This window comes from Roseimaritima multifibrata (assembly GCF_007741495.1).
Lineage (GTDB): Bacteria > Planctomycetota > Planctomycetia > Pirellulales > Pirellulaceae > Roseimaritima > Roseimaritima multifibrata.
In genome coordinates, this window is sequence record NZ_CP036262.1 from 3,008,292 (window position 1) to 3,031,063 (window position 22,772).

The window sequence follows — 22,772 nt, forward strand, 5'->3', positions numbered from 1 at the left end:
AAAAATTGTCCGCGAAATTTTGACAATCGCGAAAACGTTAAAACGTCTATTGTAACTCCCCGCTCCCGCCTCCTGCGAGATCAACATCATGAAGTCGCTTTGCATGACCGCTCTATTTGCCTTGGCTGCCACCGCGGTGTGCGGTTCGTCCGCCGAAGCTGGTAGTCCCGCGCCGTATTCGTATGGCAACCTGGGTTTCTTTAACCCGTACACGTTCCCTTCCAATGGAAATGTTCGCACTCCGCCGTACTTTTCGGTACATCCGCCCGTTTATTATTCCACGCGGCATGCTCGTCCTTATGGGATGAGCCCTTTCGCTGCACCGCCAATGGTGATGCCAGCAGAAAATTATCGTGGTCGCCAGGATGCGCAGTTCACTCCGCGTTCCTTGCCAAACCCATTCTGCACCGTTTCGCCTGTCGTCGAGCCTGTCGAGGATTCGGAAGTGATTCCAGTGAACGCGGTCGATCATCCGGACTTCGTCATCGGCGACATTCAATCGAACCCGTTTGCCGGCACTCAACGCGTTGCAGGTCGGTAGGTTTTCACGGCTGTTTGGACGCTAGCTTGCGGTTGCCGGGAAGGGTTTTTGGGAACTGGAACTGGGGCTAGCTGTTTGGCTGGGGAGACAAGGAGACATGGAGACAAGGAGACAAGGAGACATGGAGACATGGAGACATGGAGACATGGAGACATGGAGACATGGAGACATGGAGACATGGAGACATGGAGACATGGAGACATGGAGACATGGAGACATGGAGACATGGAGACATGGAGAGGGTTTGCTCTTTGTGGTTTTTTTCCTTGTTGTTGACGCTGTTGGAACCTTGCTTCTTTGGAGTTGATCGTTGCGGATGGGATTTCTTGATTGATTTATGTGGCGATGGCTTGCCTTGCCTGGTCGATTGAGTTGACTAAAGTTTCGATCGATCGTGAATCCGAGAAGGGGCTCATGATGTAGGATTTTAGGGCGACGATCGGTTCTCCATTTTCCGACTCTCTGTAGCAGTCGGTCATGCTTAGAATCGTTCCTTCGCCTTGCAGTGCATTGCTTCGCAGCTGATGGAAAATTTGTCGGTTGTATTCATTGTGTTTGCGGAGCACTGCCGTGTGATTGCGGTTGTTCCGTTCCTGAATTTCCGTTTCTGTCTTTTCAATTCCATCCGGGTAGACGCGGAATAGAGTTACCGGTCCATGGTTCTGCCGGTTCACCACGACGATCGAGGGATGTGTTGAAAGCTGGTCACGGAGGTCGGCGGCGACCGTGACTAAGTGACCTAGTAAACATCTCAATCCTGTCTTGCCTAGCAAGCGAAGGCTGCCGATCGCGGACATCGGGCCACTTCCCGATCGCGAGGTTTCCAGCGTAAATCGGCCCGGGTTGTAATCGCCCGTCTGGAACAGATAGGGACTTAATGTTGCGTCGCGGGAAATTCGTTGTAGGTCTTTGCGTTCTTTGGTGAATATCGCACTGGAAACGTACGATGCGAATCCTGTCTTGTGGTAGTCGACGCCGATTGAATCGGCTTGTCCTAGGTGCCGCACGCGGTGGTTGGTCTGTGTCAGCGCGTCTAGAGTTTTTTCGGGAAAACCGAGAGGGTTCGTTTCAAAGTCGTAATCTGCAAACACCGACCACGCCCATCCGATTACGGCATCGGCATGTAAATGCGGGAGGTAAGGCAAATGGAACCGCTTCGCAACTTGATCACGAACCTTGCGAATTTCCTCGAGAGGATCGATTCCAAACGCGTCGGTGGTTCCCATCGTTGCAATGATGGCTGCGACCTTTTGACCTTTGCCCAGGACGTCGCAGAGCGTCTGTTGCAATGCGTCCAGTCGCATCGAATGTTCGCTGGTTGAAGGGATTGCAATCACTTGCTCCAGCCCTAGACCAAGCCAACTGGCGGCAGTTTTTGTCGCGTAGTGAGCTCGATCGGAACAGAGGACAACCGGACGATCGGTGATCCCGTGTTGTGCCGTCCCTGGGCACGATTTTTCAATCCCGATACGGATGGCATACAGCAGCGTTCCGGTCCCACCGAACGTGAACACGCCGTCAGATTGTTCGGGGTCATATCCCATCAAAGCGGCGGTCATGCTGATCACCTCCGCTTCTGCTAGGGCAACGCCTTGGCTCCCTTCTTCGCTGCACAGATTGGGATTATGGATTGTGGTCAGCAGCGTCCCAAGGATCGCGGGGATCGAGGGTGGGGGAATCACATTGGACTGAGTCTGGGGATGGCCCCAGAGGAACATCCCGGAAAGGTAGTTGACGAGGACTTCGAAAACTTCTGGGATTGTGCTGGAATCTTCAGGCATCCGGGCGGCGGAAGCATGCGAGAAATCACCTTGCGTACGGTCTCCTAAAGTCGGGCGATCCGACTTCATGGATTCGATTCGGGTGAGTGCACCGATGATCTCTGACGCAAGCCAACGATCGTGGGTTGGGCTGGCAATCGGTTGCGGAAACGACCGACGAAGATGGACTAGGTGGTCGTGGTACTTGGCGCTGTCGGGATTCAAATTCGTTTGCGTCGATTCGTCCATTGGGAGCGGCAACCGAGATCGCTCACGGGACTCGCGTTGAAATCTGGGGGTGCCCCCCGCCGCTATCGATCTGGATGGATAAGTGTCTTCGCCAGTTTTCATCATCCGGGGCGGGGAAGTCCATCCGGTAATGGACTCCACGCGATTCTTCGCGAGCAAGAGCGGCGGTTGCCATGATTCGCGAAGTTTGCAGCATGTTCTGCGTTTCCCAGCCCTCTTCCGTTTGGAATTGCTGAGGCATGACATAGGCGAAGAATGAATCGATCATGGTGATCGCTTCACGTAGGTCTTCTCCGGTCCGCTGGACTCCGACAAATCGTCCCATCAAGCTTTTTAGTGATGCCTGGATATCGCTTAAGTCCAAAGCCTGAGAGGGCTGGTTTCTCGGTGAGCTTTCAATCGGTAGGGCTTCCAGCGAATTTGGCATTTCTGCGGCAGCTCGAGCAGCCCCTTCGCCGGCATGAGCTCCGTAGACCAACGCTTCTAGTAGGCTGTTGCTTGCCAACCGGTTCGCGCCATGCAGTCCGCTGCTGGTGATCTCGCCAGCGGCCCACAATCCTGGCAGGCTGGTGCGACCGGCGCGATCGACGGTCACTCCGCCGACCATGTAGTGAGCTCCCGGACGGACTGGAATTCGATCGGTAGCGATGTCCAGGCCAAATTCAGCACAGGTTTTTGCGATTCCTGGAAATCGATTTTTTACCTGAGCGCCATCGAGGTGGGACATGTCCAGGTAGACACAGTTGTGTTTTGTTTTACCCATTTGGCGGAGGATCGATTGGCTGACGATATCGCGCGGCGCTAGTTCCTTGCGTTCGTCATATTCGGCCATGAACCGATGCCCATTAATATCAACCAGATGAGCTCCCTCACCTCGGATCGCTTCGGTGATCAGGGACCGTGAGGATCCGGCTAGGTAGAGTACCGTTGGATGGAATTGGATAAATTCCATATCCCGGAGCTCCACCCCGGCACGGTAGGCTAGGGAGAAACCGTCTCCCGTTGCGACAGGGGGATTCGTCGATTCGCGAAAGACCTGCCCAGCACCACCGGTGCAAAGGATTGTCTGCTTGGCCCATACCAGTGTTGGCGGCCCTTCGTTGCGGGAAATTACGGCACCGCGGCAACGGCCATCGTGTGTTAGTAGGTCAAGGGTAAAAGCTTGTTCCCAGATTTCGCTATGCGAGCTATCGCGTGTGTGCTGTTCCATCGCCCGCATCACTTCGCGGCCGGTCGCGTCGCCATGGGCATGGACAATTCTTTGATGGCTATGTCCGCCTTCGCGCCCGAGGGCAAGGCCGTTTAGGCCTTTGTCGAATTTGGTTCCCCAGGAAATCAATTCTTCGATTCTCCGTGGCCCTTCACGGATCACCATTTCGACGACATCCGCATCGCACAGATTGGCACCTGCGATCATCGTATCGGAGACATGGCTGGCGAAATCGTCTTCAGGCCCGAGAACTCCGGCAATCCCGCCCTGGGCGTAATTACTGTTGGATTCGCGAATTTTGTCTTTGGTTACTAGCAGGACGCGCTGGTGAGGGTTCGCCGCATTCGCCGCGCGCAATCCGGCTAATCCGCTCCCGATAACCAAAATGTCGACAAAGTGGTGAGGAACGTGCTTCGGGTGAAAGGGAACCAAATAGCGCGGCGTCATGGGCAGTTGATAATAGGAGATGCTGTTCAAATAAGCAGTTGGATCGAAGAAAAGTATAGCGACCCGGCCTTCGGCTAGGTTCTCCGCGGGCCAATTGAGCGGAATCTAGTGCGAATTCGGTTCAGTCTGTAACGAACAGGACTCCTTGTTTGACAAAAAACGTTTGGAGGATCTTGGCAAACCGGTGGCGTACCGGTCATTCTGGCGTAATATCCTTTGTACCCGCTCCCAGCGTATTCGACTCTTTGCCTATAATGATTGTTTTACTGGCGGAGTCCATGAAAGGGGATTGGCATCCAATGCGATCGACCCGAAAGAAACCACGTGAGTGAACTGAAACGACGAATTTGGCCCCGACGCCGCGGATTGGGCAGTCGGAGAAGATCCCCGCGACTGATGCTGGCGGTTCTGCCGACCATGTTGACGCTTGGTAATGGCGTTTGCGGGATGGCCTCCATCGCGGTGGCCGTCAGTGTGAATCTGCCATGGGAAATCGAGCAAAAGTTGTTTGTGGCGGGGATCCTGATTTTTGTCGGGATGATTTTCGATGCCTTGGATGGCTCGGCTGCCCGGATGACCAATCAATCCAGCCAGTTTGGTGCCGAACTGGATAGTTTGTGCGATGCGATCACCTTTGGTGCCGCACCGGCGGTGATTCTTTGGCGGTATAGCGCTTTGTTGCCAAACCGCTTGACCTGGGCGATTGGAGTCGTGTTCACGCTTTGTGTGCTGATGCGGCTGGCAAGATTTAATGTCGAAACCGAAGAAGACGATGCGCATGATGGTTTTGAAGGTTTGCCAAGTCCTGCGGCGGCCGGAACCATCGCAGCTTTCGTGATTTCCATTCCCCATTTGGCATCTCTGACTTCTCCCGAATATCCGGAACGAGTCCAATCTATTGCTTCGATCGCTTTGACGGTCTTTCAGTACCTGATTCCGTTGGTTGCGCTCGGATTGGCCTACCTGATGGTTTCTCGGTTCCATTACCCTCACCTCGTGCAACAATGGTTGCGGGGGCGTAAGGCACCGCACCAAATCGGCAAAGCCCTTTTTGCGATCGGGGGGATTTTCCTGTTTAATGAACTGGCGTTGCCGCTGGCACTTTGCTGGTACGCGTTTAGTTTCCCGCTGAAGCACCTGCTGGTAAAAGCCGGCTGGTTGAAGGCTTCGGAACTTTCGCATGCTCTGCAGGCCGAGGAACCGCCGGCAGCTTCGGGCAATTAGGCGCCCTCGATATCAAGGATTGGAGTCTCCAACGAATATCTGAGAACGGACAGCACGCACGACAATTGTCAGCGGTTCGCAAATGTTCTAAAAAGTTGGAGGCTTTTAACTGAGACAATGGTACCGCTAGGACCGGAATAGCGACGGTGGGGTTGCTTGGTTCTGAGGAATTTTGACACCTATGAAGACAACGATGGACGGAAGTCAAAATTCTGCGCAAGAATATTCGGTGCCGAATGGCCACCCGAAGGGGAAACTGGTCAGGAAGGCGAACCCTGAAAGAAGTCATTTCTACAGCAAGTTCACGCCCGCTTACGAGGCGGTCTGGCCGTTGCTTCTGCAGAAACGCATTCTGCGATCGATCGAGAAACTGCACATTCCCGCGAGGGCAAAGGTTCTAGAAGTTGGGATAGGGACAGGGATTTCGATGTCCGCGTATCCCCAGCACGCGGAAGTTGTCGGAATCGATCTTTCCAATGGGATGCTGGACCAGGCACGGCAAAAAATCGAACGAGAAGGCTGGAAGCATATCCATGTGGAAGCGATGAACGCGGAAGAATTGACTTTTCCCGATCAAACGTTCGATTTCATCACCACGTTTCATGTCCTGAGTGTCGTGGCGAACCCGTTAAAAATGATGTCCGAGGTGACTCGAGTTCTAAAGCCTGGCGGCAAGGTGCTGATCATCAATCATTTGCGGAGCGAAACGCCATGGTTGGCCAAAGTGATCGACCAGGCAGACCCTTTAACGCGGCATTTAGGTTGGAGAACCAAAGTAGGTGTAGAGGATGTCGTGGGGGACCTGCCGTTGGACATCCGAGTGCAGCGAAAATCTTCGCCTCTTTCCCTATTTACGATTTTGCAGGCGACGAAACGCCAAGGTTAGAAATCGTATCGCGACGCGTTCCACACTTCATCGGGAGGTGTTGAACGATGAGGGGGTTACGCTTTACCCTATTACACACCGATTTGTCTCTTGCTTCTTTTGTTTCCACTTAGGCCGTTTGTCGATCATGTCCGCATCGAGTACCGACGTTTTTCAGAGTCTACAGAATCGCCTGAAGCCCTATTCTCAGTCGCATCTGCTGCAGTTTTGGGAGCAGCTTTCGGCGTCCGAAAAGGAATCGCTGCAGGCTCAGATCGAGGCAATCGATTTCGCGGAGCTTTCGCAGTTGGTCGCCGATCAAACGGAGGGAATCGATTTCGGTGCGTTGGCGGCTCGAAGTGAAACGCCACCTGCTGTGAACGCGGATGGGACCGGCGCGTCGTGGTCAACCGAGCAGGCGATTAAGCTGGGCGAGCAGGCCATCGCCGCTGGCGAAGTGGCTGCGATCATCGTTGCGGGAGGGCAGGGGACGCGTCTGGGGTTTGACCTCCCCAAGGGAATGTACCCGCTGGGACCGCTTTCCAATCGGACCTTGTTTCAGATCTTTGCCGACCGTCTGTTGGCAATCGGAGACGCATACGGCGTTTCAATTCCGCTGTACCTGATGACCAGCCCCGCAACCCACGAAGCGACGGTGGAGTACTGGGAAACGAATCAGTGGTTGGGCCTCTCGCCAGATGATGTCCATGTCTTTTGCCAGGGAACGATGCCTGCGGTCGACGCACAGTCCGGGAATGTTCTGCTTGCTTCCCCAGGCGAAATTGCCCTCAGTCCTGATGGACATGGTGGGACGGTCGCCGCATTGAAAAAATCGGGTTGCTTAGAGGACGCGAAGCGTCGTGGTGTTCGGTACCTAAGTTATGGACAAGTCGATAATCCGCTTGTCGATTTGTGCGAACCAAAATTGATCGGCCATCACATCGCGGCCGAGAGCGAGTTAACGACTCAGGTTGTCCGGAAGCGATATCCACTTGAAAAAGTGGGGAACGTGGTTCTGGCAGATGGCCGAGTTCAAATCATCGAATACAGTGATCTGCCAGAATCGGCAGCCGTGCAAACCAATGACGCGGGCGAGTTGAAATTATGGGCGGGAAGTATCGCCGTCCATGTGTTTGATATTCCGTTTCTAGATCGAGTCAGTGATCAAGCGGACGCGCTCCCATTTCATCGGGCGAATAAGAAGGTTCCCCATCTTGATACTAGCGGCAATTTGATTGAACCGGGCGAGCCAAACGCAACGAAGTTTGAACGTTTCATTTTTGATCTGCTGCCGCAAGCCAAGAATGCGTTTGTCGTTGAAGGGTTACCTGAAGACATTTTTGCGCCAGTAAAGAATGCCGATGGAGCTCCCGCCGACACGCCGGACCTGGCCAAGCAAGCGATCTGCAGGCAAGCGATCCGCGATCTAGCGGCGGCTGGCATCGAAGTCGCAGAAGGGGTGCAGGTCGAGATCAACCCAAGGTTCGCAATGAACCCAAACTCGCTTCGCAATCAGTTGCCTGGAATCAAGACGGTTACAAGCGATACCTATTTCGCATAGTGGCAAAAGAATCGAGCCGTCCTCCGATGTCGGTTTAACAGGCACGCATACGAGAGCGATTTTGGGGCCGTCGTTTTGCGAGCTGTGGTTTTAGTGGTTGTCGCCTTTCGCTCGGGGGGGATTTATAGGTGACGATTTCAACCTTGCCCATCCGAGTCGAGTGCAGTGGTTTTAGCCCAGCGGGCGGCAGATACTTGCCGTTGGCGTAACGGGCTGTTGATTTATTCATGTCGAATGGAGTTTCTGACAGCCTTCCCCCTTTCCCCCACGTTCGCTGACTGCGCAGCGATTCTAGGGAGAGAGCGACGCGGGTTGGAAGAATGACGGACGGGAAAAATGGGCTACGATGCCGGACACGCCAGCGGCGGATCGGGGTTGCTTTGGATGAGTGCCATCAAGAGGTCTAGGTTCAACGCGGTGGTCAGCCAATGCCATTGCTGACGCACCTTGGAGCGACCTCGCACCGAGAATTGACGGATCCCGAGGTGTTGCTTGATCACTGCGAAAGGACGCTCACCCGGATGACGGCGGCGAGCATATTTTTCCTGTGATGACTCCTCGGCCATCTTTTCGGCATGCTCGATCCGATCGGCTTCGTGCTCTGTGTGACGAATCTTGCGGCGGCCAGTTTTTGCGTCGACGCATTGTTCCAACAACAGGCAACCGCTGCACGACGGGGCGTCGGATTGGTAGTGGTGCCGAATCACTTGGCGGCCGTTTTCGGTTTCCGTCGTCTGACCAGTACGAGATAAAACTTCGCCCTGCGGACAGCGATAGAGATCCTCTGCGGGCACGAACACGAACGCTTCTTTGTCTAACTTGACAACTTTCTTGCCCCCCACGCGAACCGTCCTAGTGGGCAATTTGTCGTGCTCTTCGTTCGGCACCGGTTGGCTCAAGTCCTCGCGAATTGCTGGGTTATCTTGAGCCTTGTTTAAGCTGATCGGTGAGAACAAGTTCACGCCTCGCTCTTTGCAGCCGACGATATTCTCTCCGCTGCTCATTAAGCCATCAGCAAGCACCTCATCGATCGGAGCTGGGAGACCGAACCTTTCCTGCACCGCGTCGATCGACTGAAGCATGTCACGGTCTTCATGGTGCCCGAAGACGACGTCGGCATCGACCACGATCCCGCTGTCAATATCGACCGTGGCGGTGGGCGTGTAATTGGGAGCAAAGCCGCCCTCTTTGTTCGGAGCGACTCGGCTTTGTGGATCGGTAATGGGCAGCCGGGCTGGCTCTTTAAGTCCTCGAGCTTTGATCTCATCGAGTTCAGCGACCGCCGCGTCGACCTTTGCCTTGCGGGCAGCGATGTCCCGAAGCGACTCAGGCAAACGACCTCGGCACCGCTCGCCATACATTTCTGTCTGCTGGGCGTCGGTTTGACGAGCCTGTTCTTCAGCCTTGTCATAGAGTTCAGCAAGTTCTTGCTGTTGCTGCCGCAGTCGTTCGGGGGTGCGAGTTCCAGTGCGTCGATTATTCGCTCGCATTCGGGTCCCATCAAAGCCTAGGGCAGCCAGCGGCAGGTGCCCCATTTGCCGAGCGATCAGGACGATCTGAGTGAAGAGATCTTTGAGCGGCTCTTGATTGTCAACGCGAAAGTTGCAGATCGTGGTGTGATCGAGATTGGTGCCGTGAGCGAGCCAACGAAAATCCAAGCGCACAGTGATCGCTTCTTCGAGGTCTCGGGAGGAATGAGTGCGACGGAGGATCCCGTAGAGAATGACCGAAGCGACGATTCGGGGATGGATCGGCGGCCGCCCTCTCTGCAGTTTGTAACGCCGGGTCCAGGGACTCCAATTGATTCGGCCGAGTAAGTCGTCGAGCAACCGTACGCTATGATCGCGCGGGATGGCTTCATCAAGACGCTCAGGAAAAAGGATCGCCTGCTGCCGGTCCAGTGGTCGTTTCGCAAAACCCATAGAATGCTCGAAAAGAGAAGCCAAAAGTCTATCGCAAAACGCCAAAATCACTAAGTGGAAAAGAGAATAAATCAACAGCCCGGTAAGCCAACGGAAACCTAGTTTGCTTGCGCATGAAAGCCCAGCGGGCGACAGACAAAGGTGGTTCTGTCGCCCGCTGGGCTTTCCTTTTCGCGATACCCACTCCGGCGGCTTGCGCCGCCGGCAAGTATCTGCCGCCCTCCGGGCTACGTGTTCACTCGGCCCTATGTAGACTCGTCAACTGCTGTAAACCCTTCATTCATAAATTTTACGTCCCCCGCGAAAGTAGCTTTGGGAGGCGTTCTTTTGCGGAGCGAAAGGCGACAATCGCTGTCTGGTTTGCAACCAACGTTTTGCTGTATCCGCTCGGTTGCCACCGCTTCCTACTACAAGGTTCCTGGAAGGTTGGTGCCTCTTTGGATATCGACGGCCCAGGTTTCGATGAGGGTGGCTTGGTTTGCGTTGCGTTCGATTTCGTTTAGGGCATCTAGCGAGCGATTTAGGCGGTACAGGATCCTATCGGTTGGCTGTTCGTTGGCGGCTCCTGCGCGTAGGGCCCGACGGAAAAACTGCACGGCAACTCCGAAGACTTCTCGCAGTCGCGTTCGTCGTGCGGGAGCGTCCTTGCCGGCTTCGTCGACGTAGGTCGAAACGCTCCGAGCTAGGCGGATGCCATCGATTGGGTGTCGCTCGAGCGACGTTTTCAGCCCCGACTGAAAGGTTCCTGAATCGGGTTGCAACAAAGCGACGGCTTGATGAATGTCGCCTCCGGCCAAAGCGATCGCATGTTCCGCTTCCGCGACGTTTTCTACCGTGACCCCGTGTATTTTCAGCAATTGCAATGCATCTTCGCCTCGGGGTGTTGCGAAGCGAATGGTCCGGCAACGCGAGCGAATGGTTGGCAATTGCCTTTGGGGGCTGGTTCCAATCAGAATTAGAACTGCCGCAGCTGGCGGTTCTTCCAGCGTCTTCAGCATGCTGTTTGCGGATTCGATGCTGAGAAAATCAGCGTCTTGAATGATCCCAACTCGGCGACGTCCGCGGAAAGGACGCAGGTAGATGTCATGGCAGAGTCCTGACTGCATCCGCGCATCGCGTGGGCCAATCAAAAGTTCCACCGGAATCATCGCTCGATCTGCCGGTTTGGCAACCTGCAATAAATCGGGGTGGGTTTCGGCTTCGACCTGTGCACACCCTTCGCAGACTCCGCACGGATTAAAGTCGGCAGCGGAGTGATTTTCACACAGCAGGGTCTTGGCCAGAAGTTTCGCAAACGTCCGCTTGCCGACACCTGCAGGGCCAACGAATAAGAAAGCGCCCCCCAGCCGTTTTTTAGCAATGGCTGTGATAAACCACTCACGTTGCTGTTGGTGTCCAAGTAGTTGGGTCCAGTCCATCCTGCCTTATTCCTTTGCCATAGTGCGTTTCAAGGATTGAACCGCTTCGATGATATCGTTGTGCATCGCCTGAATCGACTGGGTGGCATCCACGATGACGTGATGGGGCCCGCTGCGTGAGAGTTGGCTAAGGAAAGCTTGCCGAACCTTTTCCAGGTATTCCACGCCGCGAGATTCCATGCGGTCCGCCGGTCCCTTTAGTCGCGTGATCGCGAGTTCGGCAGGCAGGTCCAGCAGAATGGTCAAGTCGGGCTGTAGCCCATCGGTGGCAAGTTGTCCTAGGTCCCATAATCGCTCGACCGATTCATTCCCGCCGACGCTCTGGTAGACAACGTTTGCCAACAGGAATCGGTCACTTAATACGGTCGCTTGATTCTCGAGAGCGGGGCGAATGCGTTCTTCCACCAATTGGCTGCGGGCCGCCATATAGAGGAGCGCTTCGGTCCTTCGATGCATTTCTAGATCGGAATCGAGCAGTAATCCGCGGATCGCTTCGCCAGGGGCCGTGCTGCCAGGGTCGCGCACCGAGACGACCGGTCCGGACGGGAGAAGCCAATCCTTCAGTAAACCGATCTGAGTCGATTTGCCTCCGCCATCGATGCCATCCAGGGTGATAAACATACGAATGGTCCTTAGAAGTCGCGATAGGATTTGGTCAGATCGGTATGCGGTGAAAAACCATCCGGGCCACCGATGACAGGAAGGTGGGTGTAGTCGACCACAAGCCAGCGGTCGTCTCTTTTCTGAAACCGGAGAATCAAGCGGCGTGAGACCTCTTGTTCTCCGAAGGCGCCGCTGCGGGCGCGGACCGTCACGTTTGCCGTGATATCCACTTGAGCTTCGAGGGGGACTGCGTTTTGGTTAAATACCAGCGACCGAATCTGTCCGACTTGGGCGCGTTTGAATTCGTAGTTCGACATTTCGGATGTCGCCAGCCTCCGGATCTCTTCCAGTTCGGGAGCGATCACTGCGGCGACTTTGTCCGCATCATTTTGCTCCACCGCGAGGGCGGTCTCGTAGACCAGAGCCGTGATTCGCTCACGGTCGGTTTCCCAGTTAGCGGCGATCCAAAAGCCGAGCGGAATCAGAACAAAAAAAAGGGCTCCGGCCAGCAACGCTGCTCGTTTACCTGACTGCAGCCAACCGTACAGGCAACCAACCCCAAGCACTGCCAACACAATCGCTAACAAAACGGGCTGCTCTGCTAACAATTTGGTCATGGCGGATCCTGAGGTTGGTATTGTGCCATCGCCGGCAGGAAGTGGTTGTCAAAACCTGCGGGCGGTCTGGTTTCGGGTACCGGCTACTTGGTTGGGAAGAGTGGCCCAGCGTAGCGTGCACCGTTCCCCAGTTCTTCTTCGATGCGAAGCAACTGGTTGTACTTTGCCATCCGGTCGCTGCGGCTTGCTGAACCGGTTTTGATCTGACCGGTCGAAAGTGCCACGGCTAGGTCGGCGATCGTCGAATCTTCCGTTTCACCGCTTCGGTGGCTGCTGATGCTGGTGTAGTTATTGCGTCCAGCCAATTGAATCGCGTCGATCGTTTCGGAAAGGGTTCCGATTTGATTGACCTTGATCAGGATGCTGTTGGCAATTCCTTCATCGATGCCTCGTTGCAGGCGTTCGACGTTGGTGACAAACAGGTCGTCCCCAACAAGTTGGACTTTATCACCCAGTTTCTGAGTCAGTTTCTTCCAGCTGTCCCAGTCGTCTTCTGCACATCCATCTTCGATGCTGCAGATGGGGTATTTCGCACACCAGTCAGCGAGGAAATCGACCATTTCATCGCCTGACAGGTCTTTGCCATCGATTTTGTAGGTCCCTTTTTCGCTGTTGTAGAATTCGGTCGAGGCCACGTCCAACGCGATCGAGACTTGTTCGCCGGGCTTGTAGCCAGCGTTTTCGATTGCGGTCAGGATCAGGTCCAACGCTTCCTGGTTGCTACCAAGGTCGGGTGCGAACCCACCTTCGTCGCCGACAGCGGTGTTCAAGCCTTTGTCCGACAGAACCTTTTTCAGGTTGTGGAAGATTTCCGTTCCGGCACGCAAAGCATCGCTAAAGCGTTCGAAACCGAGAGGCATTACCATGAATTCTTGGACATCGACCGAATTGTCGGCGTGTTCACCACCGTTGACGATGTTCATCATCGGGGCGGGCAGCAGATGGGCACCGACGCCACCCATGTAGCGGTAGAGCGGTTGTTGGGTGTAGTTGGCGGCGGCGCGTGCGGTTGCCAGCGAGACACCTAGGATGGCATTTGCCCCCAGTTTCTTTTTGTTTGGCGTTCCATCTAGTTCTATCATCGCCAGGTCAACACCCCGTTGGTCAAGGGCGTCATACCCTTGCAGGGCGTTGGCAATCACGTCATTGACGTTACCGATTGCCGTCAGGACTCCCTTGCCCATGTAGACGCTTTTGTCTCCGTCGCGAAGTTCCCATGCTTCGTGGGCTCCGGTGCTCGCACCGCTAGGGACTGCGGCTCGTCCAAAGCTGCCGTCGATTAGGGCGACTTCGCATTCAATGGTCGGGTTGCCGCGGCTATCAAGGATTTGGCGGGCGTGGATCGATTCAATAAGGCTCATGGCTTTTCCGTTGGTTTCACACTCAATAGACACAATAGGGCCCCGCTGCGGGACCGGCTGCTGGAGTATTTTGACGGAAGGGGCAGGGCATGGCTAGGGCATCCGAAGCCGTCTTAGCGTTCCTCAGCCCTAGAATCGCTAAAACGCTAATCTTCGCTGGTTGCCGAACAGCCGATTTTCTCAAAACTTCATTGACTCCGGAATCCACCGGCCTACATACACACAGGAAAAAGCTCCGTAGTCCAGTAAGTTTTTAAGTTAGCGAATCAAGGATTTCCTGTGTTTGAATTTTTCGTCGCCCTCAGTTGTGGATTTGGTGGCCTGCTTGCAGGCTGCTACTTGCGAGGAATCACTCACCATTCGGCCGCGGATACGGTCGAAGCGGAGCCAGGGGCCGAACTGGACGGCGCGGCGAAAATTGCTCAGGACCAAAGCAAACTGAAGCGGGTCGCTGAACAATTACGCCAGGTTTCGATGCGGGTCGCCGCGGATGTCGATGAACATCAGTCAAAAGTCCAGCATGCAAGTCGGGTTCTGTCGGGAAATCAAAACCTGCTCGACTCCGATACGATCCTGGAGGCGGTCAACCAGCTGGTTCGTGCCAATGAAGAAATGCAAATTCGGTTGAACATGGCCCAGGAGCGGATTCAGAAACAAGCTTCGCAAATTCAATCGGCCGAAGCCAAGGCCGCGACCGACGCGCTGACTAAGCTCCACAACCGCCGCGCCTTTGATGCCTACATCGAAAAATGTCAGAGCAACGGTTCGATCGAGAATTGTGTGTTGATGATCCTGGATGTCGATAAATTTAAATCCTTCAATGACAACCATGGCCATCTTGCCGGTGACGAAGTGCTGCGACGCGTTTCCACAATCTTGAGTGTTCGGCTTTCGGACGTTGCCTTTGTGGCCCGCTACGGTGGCGAAGAATTCGCCGCGGTCTTCACCGGAAAGAGTTACGAGGAATGCCAGAAGATCGCAGAGGAGACGCGATGTCTGATCGGTACGCGGTCCATTCACTTTGAGGGACAGGACTTGGCCGTGCGAGCGTCGATGGGGCTAGCTAAGTGGAATCCTGGCGAAGAAAGAAATGGCTGGATCAAACGGGCCGATTCGGCGTTGTACCATTCCAAGCAGACCGGTCGCGATCGAGGGCACTGGATGGATGGCAATAAACCTCGCCCCATCGGTCAATTGAAAACCGAGCCCGCTAGCGAAAATTCACAGCGGTTGTCGGTTTCACTGAAAACAAAAGAGCAAGCCATTGTCAGTACGGAAGGGGCTCCAAATGCGGTTACCAGAATCCCTGCAGAACCGAAAATGCGGGAAATGTTCAGTGAACTAAAGGCTCGACTGCAGCACGTCAGCGTGGACCTTTTTGTGATCCTTATCAGTTGCGATCAAGAGCCCACCAAGGCTGCCAATCATCCTCATATCCTTCGTGTGACAAGAGCGACTGTGCGTTCTTTGGACCATGTTGGGAAATCGGCAAACGGAGACTTGATGGTCTATATGCCAAGTGCAGATGTGCGGGGCGCTATCGATCGTGCAGATCGAATCTGCCAAGGTATCTTTAGCGCGACTCAGTCCAGTTCAGGATCCCCGATCACTGTAAGCATTGGGATCACTTGGGTTCCCGACAATGAGTCGTTTGATGAAATCCGCAGTCAAGCTGAGAAGGCGGTTACCAAGGCGAGACAGGCTGGTGGGAATCAAGTGGTTGTTCAAGGTTGCCCAGCTTAACGGCGGAGGTTTTTGGGGGTCGTAACGCCAAAAAAACTTTCGTCCGTCAGGTACCCGGATTACTGGGAATGCGGCCTGCTCTTTCCAAAAAAACGGAATATCTTGCAAAGCCGTCTTGACCTGAAATTCAATGTCCGCGTATGTTCCCCTCATCGCCGGTGAGGCAAGCCCAAGCGGCTTAACTCTGCTGGCGATGTGCTTATGGTAAGCGGTCTCGCATGGGTGCTTTGGCGCTGCGGACACGATTAACAATGGCAACGCACACGGACGTGTTGTTGGCATCAATCGGCGACACTTATAAGCATTCCGCTCGACGACGGAGGGTTGCAAGGATGCAACTTGATATCGTCGAAACGAAAAACCACCGGCTCCCGGATTTTCAGCACGTCGTCCTCCGCCCCCCTGGGACACGTACTATCCGGGGGCTTTTTTTATGCGCTGACAGTTTCGGCTATAATCTTGCCAACAGGCTCGCAGTAGCGGTCGCTTGTCCAGCCATATTCTATCTGAAGGAAGGATTCCGGCTGCCGTTTCCCTTCTGCCTTCAGTAAAACTTGCCTTTGACTTTTTTACCGGAGCTTTCCCGATGTCCACCGTCCGTTCTGATCGCCGTAACTTTATTCGTACCACTGCCGCGGGGATGGCCGTTGTCGGCGCGTTGCCCGCGACTCGTGCCATTGCTGCCAATGAGGAACTTCGTGTCGCAGTGGTCGGTGCAGGAGGGCGTGGGACCGGCGTTGCTGCCGCGTTTGCCGCGACCCCCGGTGTCCGTCTGGTGATGGTCGCCGATCCCGATTCCGGGCGGGCTAATAAATTGGCTGCGAAGCATGACGCGGTCCCTGTTGCCGACATGCGGAAAGTATTTGATTCCGACGATGTCGATGCGGTCGTGATCACCACCTGTAATCATTGGCACTGCTTGGCAGCTATCTGGGCCTTGCAGGCTGGCAAGCATGTCTACGTTGAAAAACCTCTTTCCCATACTCAGTGGGAAGGGCGTCAGCTTGTCGAGGCGGCTCGCAAGTCTGGGTTGGTGTGCACGATCGGAACGCAACAGCGAAGCGATCCGATGCAAGCCGAAGCGAAGCAGTTTTTACATCAGGACAAAGGGTTGGGGAAAATCGAGTACGTCCAGGCGAATCGACTTGGCCGGCGCGAAGCGATTGGCCGCCGTGCGACCCCGCTGACACCCCCCGCAGAAGTCGACTACAACCTCTGGCTTGGACCGGCTGCAGAACAGGCGATGTACCGAGATAATCTCCATTACGATTGGCACTGGGATTTTAATACGGGAAGTGGCGAAATGGGCAATTGGGGTGTCCACATCCTGGATGATATCCGCAACGTCGCCTATCAAGATTCTGTCAGTACCCCCAGCCGAATCGTGGCGGCTGGCGGACGCGTCGCCTGGAACGACGGTGGGAATACCCCGAACGTCCATTACGCCGTGTTAGAAACCGATTCATTCCCGACCCTGATGGCACTTAGTAATCTTGCCGATCAGCCCGACGGAAAGGGGAGCTGGAATTGCCCCATCCATCCGCGAGTCAAAAACCCTGGAAGCGGCTATGTCGTCGTGTGTGAAGGAGGCTATTACTGTGGTCAGCGGCAGGCCGGCAAAGCCTACGACAAGGATGGGAAAGTGATTCGGACGTTCAAGGGAGGGAACATCGTCCCTCTGCATGTTAAGAACTTTGTTGAATCGGTCTTGGCGAGGGATCCCTCGAACCTAAACGTGTCGATTGAAGAGGGGCACAACAGTACCGGGTGGTGCAACCTAGCGAATGTCGCTTTCCAGGTAGGGCGTTCGTACGATTCCGGAGCTTTGGCAAATGCGAGCGACGTCGCTGGCTGGTCTCGCTTAGTCGAGCAGATGGAATCCCAGCTGAAACCGTTTGGTGTGAACGCCGATAGCCTGTCGGCGTCGGCAGTGCTGACGCATGATCCGAAGACCGAGCGTTTTGTTGGCAACGGTTCCGAAGCTGCAAATGCAATGCTGAAAAGAACTTATCGCAAAGGATTTGAAGTCCCTGAAATCGTTTCGGCATAATCGGAATATTTCTCCAATTCGGCTTAAGGCGGACCATCGACACATCCGATAGGTTCGTAGACGGGATCCTCCTGCACGTGTGTAGGAGTGGGGTCGCATGGATGCGATGCTTGATTTTATCCCTTGGCAACGAGTCGTTAAAAGCGTATTTGCTTTGTTGCCCCACGACTCACAGCACAGATGGATGAGCAATAACATGAGTTCAAGTCGTCTCAAGGTTTTTAAACCAGGAAATGAAAAATCCCGCCGTACTGAACCCGAGATTAATCTGACGGTTGCCCAAATCGTTCCGCTGTTGGTGGATGCCTACCAAACCGATCGAGTTTGGCTAAACGATTTCGGTGACGAGCCCGTACGCGTGACGTCGGATTTGTACGAAATTTTGCTGGCTTATCAGCAGATGCGACGCAGCGACGCCGCCTAGTTGCCGTGGTCGTTACTGGGGCATTACGGGCTATGATCGTTTGCGTTCCTAAGCCCTTCCGCGGCGATCGGTCCAGCCTTTGCGACGGCTGGGCCCTCTAAGTCGTTCGCAAAAGGTCCTGGCATTTCGGGTCAAAGAACCGATTTTATCCGACGCGAGTGCCGCTTGGCTTTCCTGGGGCTTTTGCGTCTGGGCCTTTCGCGTCTGGAGCTCCGCATTCTTTTTCACAGCCAAGCGTGCAGTCTGCGGACGCGTGCCTTTCTTGAAACTGCCTGCGCAGTTTATCCATTTTGCGTTCTTGCCGAATTCAGCGTTCCTTATCGGGTCGGTCGCTGAATCGCATTCGCTTGCTTACAATGCTCGTCTTTGCCAGTTTGTGCGACTCCAGCATTGTTAGTGACGGATGACTGAAGATTTACTGGGGTTTCCCCGCAACGAACCCGATTTGCTTGATTCGCAGCCACGCTTGTTTTTGCTTGACGGCATGGCGTTGGTCTACCGAGCCCACTTCGCACTCATTCGCAGCCCGCGAAGAAATTCTGCAGGGCTTTGCACGTCCGCCGTTTTTGGGATGACCAACACGGTTATGGACATCCTGAAAAAGGAGCGACCGACGCACATCGCCGTAGCCTTTGATACGAGCGAACCGACCGAGCGTCACCGTATGTTCCCTGCCTATAAGGCACAACGTGATGCCATGCCGGAGGAGATTGCACTCCAGTTGCCGATCATCGATCGACTGTTCTCTGCGTTGAAAATCGAATCGCTGCGCAACCCGGGTTACGAAGCGGACGACATTATTGGCACGCTGGCAACCGAAGCGGCCAAGCAACAAGTTGAAACCTGGATGGTGACCCCCGACAAGGATTACGACCAGTTGGTGGGGGAACATGTTTCGATCTTTAGGCCCGGAAGAAAGGGATCGGATTTTGAACGAATCGGAGTCCCTGAAGTTCTTCAAAAATGGGGAATTGAACGGGTCGATCAAGTGATTGATGTGCTTGGGTTGATGGGGGATGCGAGCGATAACATTCCCGGCGTTCCCGGCATCGGTCCGAAAACCGCTCAGAAGTTGATTCAGCAATTTGGATCGATCGAATCCCTGTTGGACAATGCAGACCAACTGAAAGGGAAGCAGCGTGAACGAGTCGAAGAAAATCGCGAACTTGCGTTGCAGTCGAAACAGTTGGTGACGATTCAGTTGGACGTTCCACAAGACGTCAGTATCGAATCGCTTCGTTGGGACGGCCCGGACGAAGCCGCCTTGCAGTCGCTGTTCATGGAATTGGAATTCGACACGCTGGGGAAGAAATATTTCGGAGCGAAATTCTCTTCGGCGGCCAACCGTTCGGCAAACTTGCGAACGCAACGCGTCAAGGAAATCCAAACATCGCTGTTCGATGAACCGGTAACCGAGAAAACGATCGTTGATGTTCCCCACAATTATCAAATCGTTGAATCGTTCGAAGACCAAGATGCATTGATTGAAAAGTTGCAGGCGCAGCCGGCGTTTGCATTTGATACGGAAACAACCGGTTTGGATCCCCGCACCGCGGACCCGCTGGGGTTGGCTTTTTCTTTTGCCAGCCATGAAGCGTATTACGTCGTCTGCCCCGATGACCCGCAAGCTGCAAAAGATGTTTTGAAACGATTTGAAGTGGTTCTAAACGATCCAAAAATCAAGAAGATCGGGCACAACCTGAAGTACGATCTCTCGTTGCTGAAGTGGCAAGGGATTTCGTATTGCGGCCCGCTCTTCGACACCATGCTTGCCCATACGGTCAAGGAACCGGAAATGCGGCATGGCTTGGATGAATTGGCGAGGATTTACTTGGGGTATCAACCGATTCCCACCAGCGACCTGCTTGGCCCGAAAGGGAAAGAGCAGCGGACGATGCGTGATGTGCCGCAGGAAAAGGTCGTTGAATATGCCTGTGAAGATGCCGACGTCACCTGGCAGGTGGCTCAGATTCTAGAAAAAGAGCTGGATGGGGCGGAACTGACGCGGCTGTGTGAAGACGTTGAATTCCCGTTGGTGTCGGTGCTGATCGACATGGAGTTTGAAGGGATTCGATTGGATACGGATGCCCTGGCAGCGTACTCGGATGAATTGAGTATCGAAATCGAACAACTGCGGAGCGAAATTTTTGCTGCAGCAGGTCATGAATTCAATATTGATTCCCCTAAGCAAATGGGAGTCGTACTGTTTGACGAAATGCAGCTAGAAGCCAACCCAAAAAAGACGGCTACCGGGCAGTACTCGACAAGAGAATCGGAGCTTGAGCGGTTGTCGGCTAGACATCCGATCATCGCGAATATTTTGGAGTATCGCAACGCTGTCAAACTGAAATCCGTTTACGTCGATCAACTGCCCACCCATGTCGATCCACGCACCAAACGGATTCATACGCACTATTCGCAGTCGTGGACGGCGACCGGACGAATGCAATCCAATGACCCCAACCTGCAGACCATCCCCATTCGCAAGGCGCGCGGCCGGGGGATTCGAGCAGCCTTTATCGCAAGAGATGATTCGCATCGATTGCTCTCAGCGGATTACTCGCAAATTGAACTTCGAGTCATGGCAGAGCTGAGCCAAGATGAAGCGATGCTTGAGGCTTTTCGGGAACAGATCGACATCCATACCGCAACGGCCGCCAAGGTCTATAAAGTCGACTTGGAAGACGTGACGCGTGAAATGCGCGACAAAGCGAAAACGGTCAACTTTGGCATCATCTATGGGATTTCAGCGTTTGGGTTGCAGCAACGATTGAACATCCCTCGAGACGAAGCGAAGCAGTTGATCGACAACTACTTTGAAAAGTATCCGGGCGTACAACGGTACATCGATGAGACGATTGCGTTTGCCAAAGAGCACGGGTACGTCCAGACGCTGACTGGCCGGCGACGTTATTTGCGAGACATCGATTCCCGCAATCGAGGGTTGGCGTCGGCAGCAGAACGCTTGGCAATGAACAGTCCAATTCAGGGTACCGCTGCGGACATGTTGAAACTGGCGCTTATCAAAGTTCATCAAGAACTACAGGATCGCAAGCTGGAAACCAAGATGTTGTTATCGGTCCATGACGAAATCGTGTTCGATATGCCGCTAGAGGAAGAGGCGACCGTGATCCCCGTCATCGAAGAAGCGATGCGAAACGCGCTTCCCATGTCGGTCCCAATCGTCGTCGAAGTCGGAATGGGAACCAACTGGCTGGAAGCGCACTAAAGGCGATTCGAACACACGCTCAATCTGACCGGAAGTTGCCAGTTTAATTTTCCCGAGGCAAGCTGACGTATCGATTCCCGTTATTGGCGGGCAAATAGGCGCATGGTATTTTTGCCCGCGAATCACGCTAATCTACGCGAATGAAGGTATCCGTGATGGGCGTTCGATTCCAACACGATCCCAATCAAGCCATTCATTTTTCGCTCAGGTAACCTGGCGCATCGATTCGCGAAATTCGCGTTATTAGCGGGCAAATTTGTGCATGGTGTTGTTGCCCGCGAATGACGCTAATCTACGCGAATAAAAGGACTGGTGATGCGCGGTCGATGCCAACACGATCCCAAGCAAGCCATTCGGTTTGTCCGAGGCAACCTGGCGCAACTATTCGCGAAATTCGCGTTATTAGCGGGCAAATATGCGCATGGTATTTTGCCCGCGAATCACGCTAATCTACGCGAATGAAAGTACCCGTGATGCGCGTTCGATTCCAAGACGATCCCAATCAAGCCATTCATTTTTCGCTCAGGTAACCTGGCGCATCGATTCGCGTTATTCGCGGGCAAATTTGTGCATGGTGTTTTTGCCCGCGAATGACGCTAATCTACGCGAATGAAAGGTCCCGTGATGCGGGGGCGATTTGCACATGAGGGAAATTTTAATCCGTTTTTTATTTGACGCCGAAGAATAGCCAATCGGTTTGTTCGTGATTGACCAGGGCGTTGAATGTTCGGATTGGTTCTACGTAAACGGAGTCGAACGATTGCTTTAATGCTTCGGAGAAAGGGCTGCTTTCATCGTAGGACCAGACGGCCAGGACGCCGCCGTCGGTTAAGTGTGCTTTGGCTTTGGCTAGGCCCTTCGCTGTATAAAATTCATGTTCGTCTTCGTCCAGTTGATCGCTTGGAGAATGATCGACGTCGATAACGATTAAATCGAATTCTTCCTTGGGATCGCTCTGCAGTCGTTGATAGATGTCGCCGGGGGTAAGTCGCAGGTGTGGGACGGCGTTCAATTCCTTTGATAAGGGAATCAGCCCTTCACGCAGCCAGTCAAGGACCTGCGGCAAATATTCGACAACCTCGACCGATGCAACGTTCGCATGTTGCAACAGTTCCCAGGCGGTGTATCCAAGACCGAAGCCGCCGACCAACGCTTTTAGGTTGCTGCCGCCGTGGATCTCGATGGAGCGATTCGAAATCGCTCGTTCCGAATCGGTGTTGTAACTGCTCATCAGGAATTCGTGGTTTAGGGTCACTTCCGTGACCACGGTCCCTGGGTCTGACAACAGTTCGCGGCGACGAAGACATAGCGGCCCCAGCTTTGTTTCTTCGTATGCCAAGATTTCCAAGTTAGGTCGGCTCATAAGATCGATTCCTTGACATCTGGATAGAAGCTGACAATGGATTCAGCAATACCGTCAACAGACGTATCGATGGCGGGCAGAATTCGCGTTCAGCCTAGCAGAATCGTTCAGTGAGAACTTGATTCTTTATGGTCTTGGCGGAACTGGATTGGGGTTGTTCCGATTCGTTCATGAAATAAGGTGGC

Annotated in this window: 17 protein-coding genes; 8 read left to right on the forward strand and 9 right to left on the reverse strand. The window is 54.1% G+C overall.

All coding sequences use genetic code 11. The features are described 5' to 3' along the window. Nucleotides 1-88 precede the first annotated feature (88 nt). Nucleotides 89-541: a hypothetical protein gene (locus FF011L_RS10985; protein WP_145351714.1), complete on the forward strand. Its 453-nt coding sequence runs from the start codon at nt 89-91 to the stop codon at nt 539-541. 335 nt (nt 542-876) lie between these two features. On the opposite strand, the gene FF011L_RS10995 is transcribed toward FF011L_RS10985, so the two are convergent. Both FF011L_RS10995 and nadB read right to left on the reverse strand, forming a co-directional pair. Next, entirely contained in the window at nt 877-2,550 is a 1,674-nt protein-coding gene (locus tag FF011L_RS10995; RefSeq protein WP_145351716.1) for a pyridoxal phosphate-dependent decarboxylase family protein, read from the reverse strand. Between the two features lie 22 nt (nt 2,551-2,572). Further along, nucleotides 2,573-4,207, reverse strand: coding sequence for an L-aspartate oxidase (gene nadB, locus FF011L_RS11000; protein ID WP_145351717.1), 1,635 nt, complete (start codon nt 4,205-4,207; stop codon nt 2,573-2,575). 324 nt (nt 4,208-4,531) lie between these two features. On the opposite strand from nadB, the gene pssA reads away from it, so the two are divergent. The 3 genes from pssA to FF011L_RS11015 all read left to right on the forward strand — a co-directional run bounded on the left by pssA (nt 4,532) and on the right by FF011L_RS11015 (nt 7,857). Beyond that, nucleotides 4,532-5,431: a CDP-diacylglycerol--serine O-phosphatidyltransferase gene (pssA, locus tag FF011L_RS11005; RefSeq protein ID WP_246109866.1), complete on the forward strand. Its 900-nt coding sequence runs from the start codon at nt 4,532-4,534 to the stop codon at nt 5,429-5,431. Nucleotides 5,432-5,624: 193 nt separating this feature from the next. After that, nucleotides 5,625-6,317, forward strand: a complete 693-nt coding sequence (locus FF011L_RS11010; protein ID WP_145351718.1) for a class I SAM-dependent methyltransferase — start codon at nt 5,625-5,627, stop codon at nt 6,315-6,317. A 127-nt stretch (nt 6,318-6,444) separates the two neighbouring features. Next, the gene (locus FF011L_RS11015) at nt 6,445-7,857 is read left to right on the forward strand and encodes a UTP--glucose-1-phosphate uridylyltransferase (RefSeq protein ID WP_145351719.1); all 1,413 of its coding nucleotides are present in this window, start codon (nt 6,445-6,447) and stop codon (nt 7,855-7,857) included. Between the two features lie 34 nt (nt 7,858-7,891). Here FF011L_RS11015 and FF011L_RS11020 read toward each other — a convergent pair whose 3' ends face one another. The 6 genes from FF011L_RS11020 to eno form a co-directional block, all read right to left on the reverse strand. After that, nucleotides 7,892-8,086: a hypothetical protein gene (locus FF011L_RS11020; protein ID WP_145351720.1), complete on the reverse strand. Its 195-nt coding sequence runs from the start codon at nt 8,084-8,086 to the stop codon at nt 7,892-7,894. Between the two features lie 112 nt (nt 8,087-8,198). Next, the gene (locus FF011L_RS11025; RefSeq protein ID WP_145351721.1) at nt 8,199-9,779 is read right to left on the reverse strand and encodes an IS1182 family transposase; all 1,581 of its coding nucleotides are present in this window, start codon (nt 9,777-9,779) and stop codon (nt 8,199-8,201) included. A 407-nt stretch (nt 9,780-10,186) separates the two neighbouring features. After that, complete coding sequence (locus FF011L_RS11030; RefSeq protein WP_145351722.1) at nt 10,187-11,197, reverse strand: DNA polymerase III subunit; 1,011 nt, start codon at nt 11,195-11,197, stop codon at nt 10,187-10,189. A gap of 6 nt (nt 11,198-11,203) precedes the next feature. Then, the gene (tmk, locus tag FF011L_RS11035; protein WP_145351723.1) at nt 11,204-11,818 is read right to left on the reverse strand and encodes a dTMP kinase; all 615 of its coding nucleotides are present in this window, start codon (nt 11,816-11,818) and stop codon (nt 11,204-11,206) included. An 11-nt stretch (nt 11,819-11,829) separates the two neighbouring features. Then, entirely contained in the window at nt 11,830-12,417 is a 588-nt protein-coding gene (locus FF011L_RS11040) for a hypothetical protein (protein ID WP_145351724.1), read from the reverse strand. Between the two features lie 83 nt (nt 12,418-12,500). Then, entirely contained in the window at nt 12,501-13,778 is a 1,278-nt protein-coding gene (eno, locus tag FF011L_RS11045) for a phosphopyruvate hydratase (RefSeq protein ID WP_145351725.1), read from the reverse strand. Between the two features lie 279 nt (nt 13,779-14,057). Between eno and FF011L_RS11050 the strand changes: the two genes are divergently transcribed. The 4 genes from FF011L_RS11050 to polA all read left to right on the forward strand — a co-directional run bounded on the left by FF011L_RS11050 (nt 14,058) and on the right by polA (nt 21,224). Continuing rightward, nucleotides 14,058-15,521, forward strand: a complete 1,464-nt coding sequence (locus FF011L_RS11050; protein WP_145351726.1) for a GGDEF domain-containing protein — start codon at nt 14,058-14,060, stop codon at nt 15,519-15,521. A gap of 586 nt (nt 15,522-16,107) precedes the next feature. Then, nucleotides 16,108-17,571 carry a Gfo/Idh/MocA family protein gene (locus FF011L_RS11055; protein WP_145351727.1) on the forward strand — a complete coding sequence of 488 codons (1,464 nt, stop codon included), beginning with the start codon at nt 16,108-16,110 and terminating at the stop codon, nt 17,569-17,571. 196 nt (nt 17,572-17,767) lie between these two features. Then, nucleotides 17,768-17,995: a hypothetical protein gene (locus FF011L_RS11060; RefSeq protein ID WP_145351728.1), complete on the forward strand. Its 228-nt coding sequence runs from the start codon at nt 17,768-17,770 to the stop codon at nt 17,993-17,995. A 403-nt stretch (nt 17,996-18,398) separates the two neighbouring features. Continuing rightward, nucleotides 18,399-21,224: a DNA polymerase I gene (gene polA / locus FF011L_RS11065; protein ID WP_145351729.1), complete on the forward strand. Its 2,826-nt coding sequence runs from the start codon at nt 18,399-18,401 to the stop codon at nt 21,222-21,224. Between the two features lie 667 nt (nt 21,225-21,891). On the opposite strand, the gene FF011L_RS11070 is transcribed toward polA, so the two are convergent. Continuing rightward, nucleotides 21,892-22,587: a spermidine synthase gene (locus FF011L_RS11070; protein ID WP_145351730.1), complete on the reverse strand. Its 696-nt coding sequence runs from the start codon at nt 22,585-22,587 to the stop codon at nt 21,892-21,894. Nucleotides 22,588-22,772: the final 185 nt, after the last annotated feature.